General features: G+C 69.9%; 3 protein-coding genes and 1 pseudogene. 1 reads left to right on the plus strand and 3 read right to left on the minus strand.

Going from position 1 to position 6,333, the window contains the following annotated elements:
* Positions 1-533 (plus strand): annotated as a pseudogene (locus tag GU5_RS17195) (hypothetical protein); the annotation flags it as partial.
* Here the strand turns inward: GU5_RS17195 and GU5_RS0103480 are convergent.
* The 3 genes from GU5_RS0103480 to secD form a co-directional block, all read right to left on the minus strand.
* Positions 488-2,854, minus strand: coding sequence for a RelA/SpoT family protein (locus GU5_RS0103480; protein WP_010524195.1), 2,367 nt, complete (start codon positions 2,852-2,854; stop codon positions 488-490). The pseudogene GU5_RS17195 and the gene GU5_RS0103480 sit on opposite strands and share 46 nt — an antisense overlap.
* A gap of 145 nt (positions 2,855-2,999) precedes the next feature.
* Positions 3,000-4,184, minus strand: coding sequence for a protein translocase subunit SecF (gene secF, locus GU5_RS0103485; protein ID WP_010524196.1), 1,185 nt, complete (start codon positions 4,182-4,184; stop codon positions 3,000-3,002).
* Positions 4,184-6,259, minus strand: coding sequence for a protein translocase subunit SecD (secD, locus tag GU5_RS0103490; RefSeq protein WP_010524197.1), 2,076 nt, complete (start codon positions 6,257-6,259; stop codon positions 4,184-4,186). Before secD ends, secF begins: the two co-directional genes overlap by 1 nt.
* Positions 6,260-6,333 lie beyond the last annotated feature (74 nt).

A 6,333-nucleotide genomic window follows, 5' to 3' on the forward strand; every position in this document is an offset into this window, starting at 1 on the left:
AAGCCGCCGCCTGGGTCCATCACGGCGGGGCCGCGCCGTCGCGGCTGACCGTGGTGACACGCACCGCCCACCGCGTCCGCCGGTCCGCGGGTCTGGCGTGGCAGTTCCATCAGGTCGGCCTGTCCGACGACGACGTGATGGAAGTGCGCAGCCTCCCCGTGACCACGCCGCTGCGCACTGCCGGGGACATCTTCCTCGGCGTGGGCACCTCGGGCGGAGGTCGGAGCCTCGACGATCGGCCCAAGATGCCGCCGCTGCCGCCGCTGAGCTTCGACTCGCCGGCGCAGGAGCGCGCCGCGCTGCTCGCCGATGCCTTGGAGGACACCCCCGGTGAGGCGTGGTCGCGGCGGCGCCATCTTCTCGGCCGCATGCTCGACCCGGAGGAGGGTTCGGTGACCGTCGAGGAGCTCGTCGAGCATCTCCTCGACCGGGTGTGCTCGCGCCGAGACGACCCGACACGGGCGGCCCGCATCGCGGAGACCGCGGCTCAGTGCGCCTCGCGCCGCTTCCCCACCGTCCGGTACACGTCGTAGACGCCGTCGATCCGGCGCACCGAGTTCAGCACGTGGTTCAGATACCGCGGGTCGCCCATCTCGAAGGAGAACCGAGAGATCGCCACCCGGTCCCGCGAGGTCTGCACCGTCGCGGAGAGGATGTTCACCTGCGACTCGGCCAGCACCCGGGTGACGTCGGAGAGCAGCGAGGTACGGTCGAGCGCCTCGACCTGGATCTCGACCAGGAACACGGAGGACTTCGTCGGCGCCCACTCGACCTCGACCAGACGTTCCGGCTCCTGGCGCAGCTGGTCGACGTTGCGGCAGTCGGAGCGATGCACCGACACGCCCTGGCCGCGGGTCACGAAGCCCTCGATCTCGTCGGGCGGCACCGGAGTGCAGCACCGGGCGAGCTTGACCATCACGTTGCCCGCCCCCTTGACCACCACGCCGGCGTCCGAGTATTCCGAGGCCGGGGTGATCGGACGGGTGATCGGGGTGGTGTCGTGCTCCTCGGACTCGTCCTCCTCCGTCTCGAAGAGGGCGGTCAGATGCTCGATGACGTTCTGCGTGGAGACGTGGCTGTCGCCCACACCCGCATAGAGACCCGAGATGTCGGGATAGTGCAGCTCCTCCGCGACGGCCTTGAGGACGTCCGGGTTCATCACCTTCTGCAGCGCCAGGTTGGACTTGCGGATCGCCTTGGTCAGTTCGTCCTTGCCGCGCTCGATCGACTCCTCGCGCCGCTCCTTGGAGAACCACTGGCGGATCTTGTTGCGCGCCCGGGCGCTCTTGACGAACTGCTGCCAGTCGGCGCTGGGTCCGGCACTCTCGGCCTTGGAGGTGAAGATCTCCACCCAGTCGCCGTGCTGCAGCTCGGAGTTCAGCGGCACCAGCTTGCCGTTGACGCGCGCACCGATGGTCTTGTGACCGACGTCGGTGTGGATCGCATAGGCGAAGTCCACCGGGGTCGCCCCCGCCGGCAGCGCCATGACTTCGCCCTTCGGCGTGTAGACGAAGACCTCTTTGGCATTGATCTCGTAGCGCAGCGACTCGAGGAACTCGTCAGGATCGGTCGTCTCCGACTGCCAGTCGACCAGAGAGCGCAGCCATCCGATGTCCGCGGTGGTCTGGCTCTGCTGCGTCGCCGATTCCGGCGCGGGTCCCCCGGCGGCCGCCGGCGCGCCGGCCGCCGGCGAGGCACCGGCGGACTGCTTGTACTTCCAATGCGCGGCCACGCCGTACTCCGCGCGACGGTGCATCTCATAGGTGCGGATCTGGATCTCGACCGGCTTGCCCTGCGGACCGATGACCGTGGTGTGCAGCGACTGGTACATGTTGAACTTCGGCATCGCGATATAGTCCTTGAACCGCCCCGGCAGGGGGTTCCACCGCGCATGCAGCGTGCCCAGCGCGCCGTAGCAGTCTCGCACCGAGTCGACGAGCACCCGTACGCCCATCAGATCGTGGATGTCGTCGAAGTCCTTCCCGCGCACGATCATCTTCTGATAGATGGAGTAGTAGTGCTTGGGGCGGCCGGTGATCGTCGCGGCGATGCTCGCGCCGTCGAGGTCCTCCGCGATCGTCGATCGCACCTGGCCGAGGAACTTCTCGCGCTGCGGCGTCCGGTCTCCGACCAGGCGCACGATCTCCTCGTAGACCTTCGGATACAGCGCGGCGAAGGAGAGATCCTCGAGCTCCCATTTGATGGTGTTCATCCCCAGCCGGTGGGCCAGCGGGGAGAAGATCTCCAGCGTCTCCTTGGCCTTGCGGGCGCTGGACTCGGCCGGCACATACCGCCAGGTGCGCGCATTGTGCAGCCGGTCGGCCAGCTTGATCATCAGCACGCGGATGTCCTTGGCCATCGCCAGGACCATCTTGCGCACCGTCTCCGCCTGCGCGGCGTCGCCGAACTTCAACTTGTCCAGCTTCGTCACCCCGTCGACCAGCAGCGCGATCTCGTCGCCGAAGTCCGCGGTGAGCTGCTCGAGGCTGTAGTCGGTGTCCTCGACCGTGTCGTGGAGCAGCGCCGCGGCCAGCGTCGAGCCGGTCAGCCCCAGCTCGGCCAGGATCGTCGCCACCGCCACGGGGTGAGTGATGTAGGGGTCGCCGCTCTTGCGCTTCTGGTCGCGATGCCGCTCGTCGGCCACGGCGAACGCCCGTCGGATCAGCGGGACGTCCTGCTGCCCGTCGTTGGCCCGCATCGCCCGCAGCAGCGGCTCCAGCAGCGGCTCTCCGCCGTCGGTGTCCACCACGCCGACCGCACGCGCACGTCGGGTCACCGGCGGCGAGGGCGGACTCGCCGCGGTCACCGGGTCGGCGTTTCCTGCGCGCGCAGGGCGGGCGCCGTCGTCGTTCACCAGTGCGTACCTGCTCTCCACGGACTCCAGGGGCTCGGCGGCCGGTCGACGAGAGGGACCGCGCCCCGACGGGACTGCAGCCGCGGCGCCGGCCGACCGGTTGGTCTTCTCACGTGTGGCCGATTGTACCCCTGACCAGCGCCTCTCAGCGCACGGAGGGCCCGGAGGCCTCCGCAGGCGGCTCGCCGTCGTCTCCGCGCGGCTCGTCGAAGCCCTCGGCTCCAGTGATGACGATCTGCAGCTCCGGCTCCTCGTCGTCCTCATCGGGCTCGGGCTCCGGCAGCGGCGGGAACGAGGTCACCCGTCCGTCGGCGTCCAGCGGAGTGCCCGAGTACGTCACTCGGCCGATCTCGCGCTCCTCGCGCAGCTGGAGCACCTCGCGGGCGTGGGCGACGACGTCGGCGTCCCGGCCGCGCATCCAGCCGTAGAGCGGAGCCTGCACGAAGAGCGTGGCGATCGTGCCGACGATGATGCCGACGAAGAGCGCCAGGGCGATGTCGCGCAGCGTGCCGGCGCCGAGCAGCCAGGCGCCGATGAACAGGATCGAGCCCACCGGCAGGATGCCGACCACCGACGTGTTCAGCGAGCGGACCAGGGTCTGGTTCACCGCCAGGTTCACCCGTTCGGCGAAGGTCTGGTCCTTCTGGTCGAAGAGCCCGCGGACGTTCTCTCTGACCTTGTCGAAGACGACCATGGTGTCGTACAGCGCGTAGGACAGGATGGTCAGGAAGCCGATGATCGCGCTCGGGGTGACCTCGAAGTCGGTGGCCGCGTAGATGCCGGCAGTCGTGGCGACCACGAAGCCCAGGCCGATGATCGCGGCCACCGACATCTTCCAGGTCCGGAAGTACAACGCCATGTAGAGGGTGACCATGATGAGGAAGATCGCCAGGCCCAGCAGCATCTGCTCGGAGATGTGCTCGCCCCAGACCGGCCCGATGTAGGTGGAGGTCACCTGGTCCGAGCCCACCGAGTACGCCTCCTGCAGCGCGTCTGCGGCCTGCAGAGTCTGTTCCTCGTCCAGCTCGCCGGTGCGCACCTGGATCGTCCCCGGGGCGATGTTGGTGACCACGGCCTCCTCGTCGGTCACCTCGTCCATCGCCTCCTCGCCGGGGGCGACGTCGGTGTTCGCGGTGTCGGAGATGGTGAATTCCGAGCCGCCGGTGAACTCGATGCCGAGGTTGAAGCCGCCGCGGGCCAGCGGCACCGTCGCCGAGGCGAGCACCAGCAGCGCGGCGAGCAGGAACCACAGCCGCGACCGCTGGATGAACGGATGGGACCGTTGCCCGGTGTAGAGCTCGTTGCCGACAGTGGCGAATCGCGCGGCCATCAGCGCTCCTCCTCGTCCTCGCCGGCGGTCCGCGACCGTCCGGCTCGTCTGCGGCGCAGTCGCCGCCGTTCGGCGATGGTCAGCGAGGACCAGTCCACCTCGTCCTCGGTCTCCTCGACGGCCTCGACCTCCTCGGCCTGAGACTCGGCGGCCGTCTCGTCGGGGGCCTCGGCGGCCGTCTCGTCGGGGGCCTCGGCGGACGTCCCCGTCTCCTCACGCGCCGGATCCCTCGGAGCCGCCGGCCCGCCGGAGCGATCCCCGGCCGGGTCCCCTCCGGACTCCGGGTCGGCGGCGGCCGACTCCCCCTCGGGGCCCGCCGCACCCGCCGGAGCGCCGACCGGCACCGGAGCGGGCTCGGCCTCCGGCGTGGCCGCCGAGGCCGGCTCCGCCGCCGTCGGGGTGCGCGGCGTGCTGCGGAAGCGGCCCGCGCCGCGGTAGAGCACCTCGACCCCGAGCTCGTCCTCGGAGAGCCCGGAGAAGCGGCGCCCGGACGCGAAGAAGCGTCGTCGGGCCAGCAGCTGCATCAGCGGGTGGGTGAAGAGGAACACCAGGATGACGTCGATCAGCGCGGTCAGGCCGAGCGTGAAGGCGAAGCCGCGGACGTTGCCCACCGCCACCAGATAGAGCACGACGGCGGCGATGAGGTTGACCGCCTTCGAGGCCAGGATCGTCCGCCGGGCGCGCGCCCAGCCGGACTCCACCGAGCCGGCCAGCGAACGTCCTTCGCGCAGTTCGTCCTTGATGCGTTCGAAATAGACGATGAACGAGTCGGCGGTCAGACCGATCGAGACGATCAGTCCGGAGATGCCGGCCAGCGAGAGCCGGTAGCCGTCGCTCCAGCCCAGCAGTGCGATCGCCCACCAGGTCAGCACGCCGGCGACCACGAGCGAGGAGATGGTGACCAGACCCAGGGCCCGATACTGGACCAGCGCATAGCCGGCCACCAGCACCAGACCGATGATGCCCGCGATCAGCCCGTAGCGCAGCTGGTCGGCGCCGAGGGTGGCCGAGATCTGCTGCTCGGACTCGATGGAGAAGCTGATCGGCAGAGAGCCGTAGCGCAGCTGCTCGGAGAGGCCGCGTGCCTCGTCCTCGGTGAAGCTGCCGGTGATCTCGGCATTGCCGTCGGTGATCACCGCATTCGAGCCGGGGGCGGAGACCACCTGGCCGTCGAGGACGATGGCGAACTGGTTGCGCGCCCCCTCCAGCGCGGTGAGCCGCTGGGTGACCTGGTGGAACTGCTCGGCGCCGGTGTCGTCGAAGCTGAGGTTGACCGCCCAGCCGCCGGTGGTGTCGCCCTGCGGGCCGCGTTCCATCCCGAAGCCCGCGTCGTCCAGGTGCGTGCCGGAGACCTCCAGCGGGCCGAGCAGGTAGGTGCGTCCGGTCTTCGGGTCGCAGCTGATCAGGGGCTCGTCGTCGGCGATCTCGGTGCGCTCCTCGACGCTGAGGTCGCGGGAGCACGAGTGGTTCTCGAAGCGGGCGGCCAGCTGCGGAGTGATCCAGTTCGGGTCCGAGGCGTTCTCCGGCTCGGCGTCGGGCTCCTCGAAGTCCGAGGGCTGCGCCTCCTCCTCCGAGTCGCCGGCCTGGGCGACCTGCGCCTCGAGGCTGGCCCGCTGCTCATCCGTGAGGACGCTGTCGTCCTCGTCGTCCTCGTCGAGCAGCTGCTGCATGTACTCGGGATCCGTCCCCGTCTGCAGCACCGGCCGGAACTGCATGTCGGCCGAGGCCTGGATGAGCTCGCGCGTCTCCGCGTCCGGGCTCCCGGGCATGCTGACCACGACGTTCTGGTCGCCCTGCGTGGCGATCTCGGCCTCGGAGACGCCGCTGCCGTCGACGCGCTGACGGATGATCTCCACCGCCTGCTCGAGCTGCTCGTCGTCGAGCTGCTCATCGCCCTCGGTATGGGGCGAGAGCACCATCTGCGTGCCGCCCGAGAGGTCCAGGGCCAGCAGCGGCGCCCACTGCGCCTTGCCCTGGGTCGCGCCGTAGGTGAGCAGACCGCCCATTCCGAGGACGAGCACCAGCAGTCCGATCAGAGCGGCGCGTGCCCGCGTCGCCGGTGTGCTTCTGGCCATGTGGCTCGGTCAACCTTCCGCGTCACGAGGGAGTGGAATGCGGGGCGCGGCGGGCTCCCGCCCGCACACGCACC

Source organism: Nesterenkonia sp. F (genome assembly GCF_000220985.1).
Classification (GTDB): Bacteria; Actinomycetota; Actinomycetes; order Actinomycetales; family Micrococcaceae; genus Nesterenkonia.

What these genes read in the sequence shown, in the direction of transcription:
- secF (WP_010524196.1), bottom strand. Translation starts at nt 4,184, where the DNA reads ATGGCCGCGCGATTCGCCACTGTCGGCAACGAGCTCTACACCGGGCAA.
- secD (WP_010524197.1), bottom strand. Translation starts at nt 6,259, where the DNA reads ATGGCCAGAAGCACACCGGCGACGCGGGCACGCGCCGCTCTGATCGGA.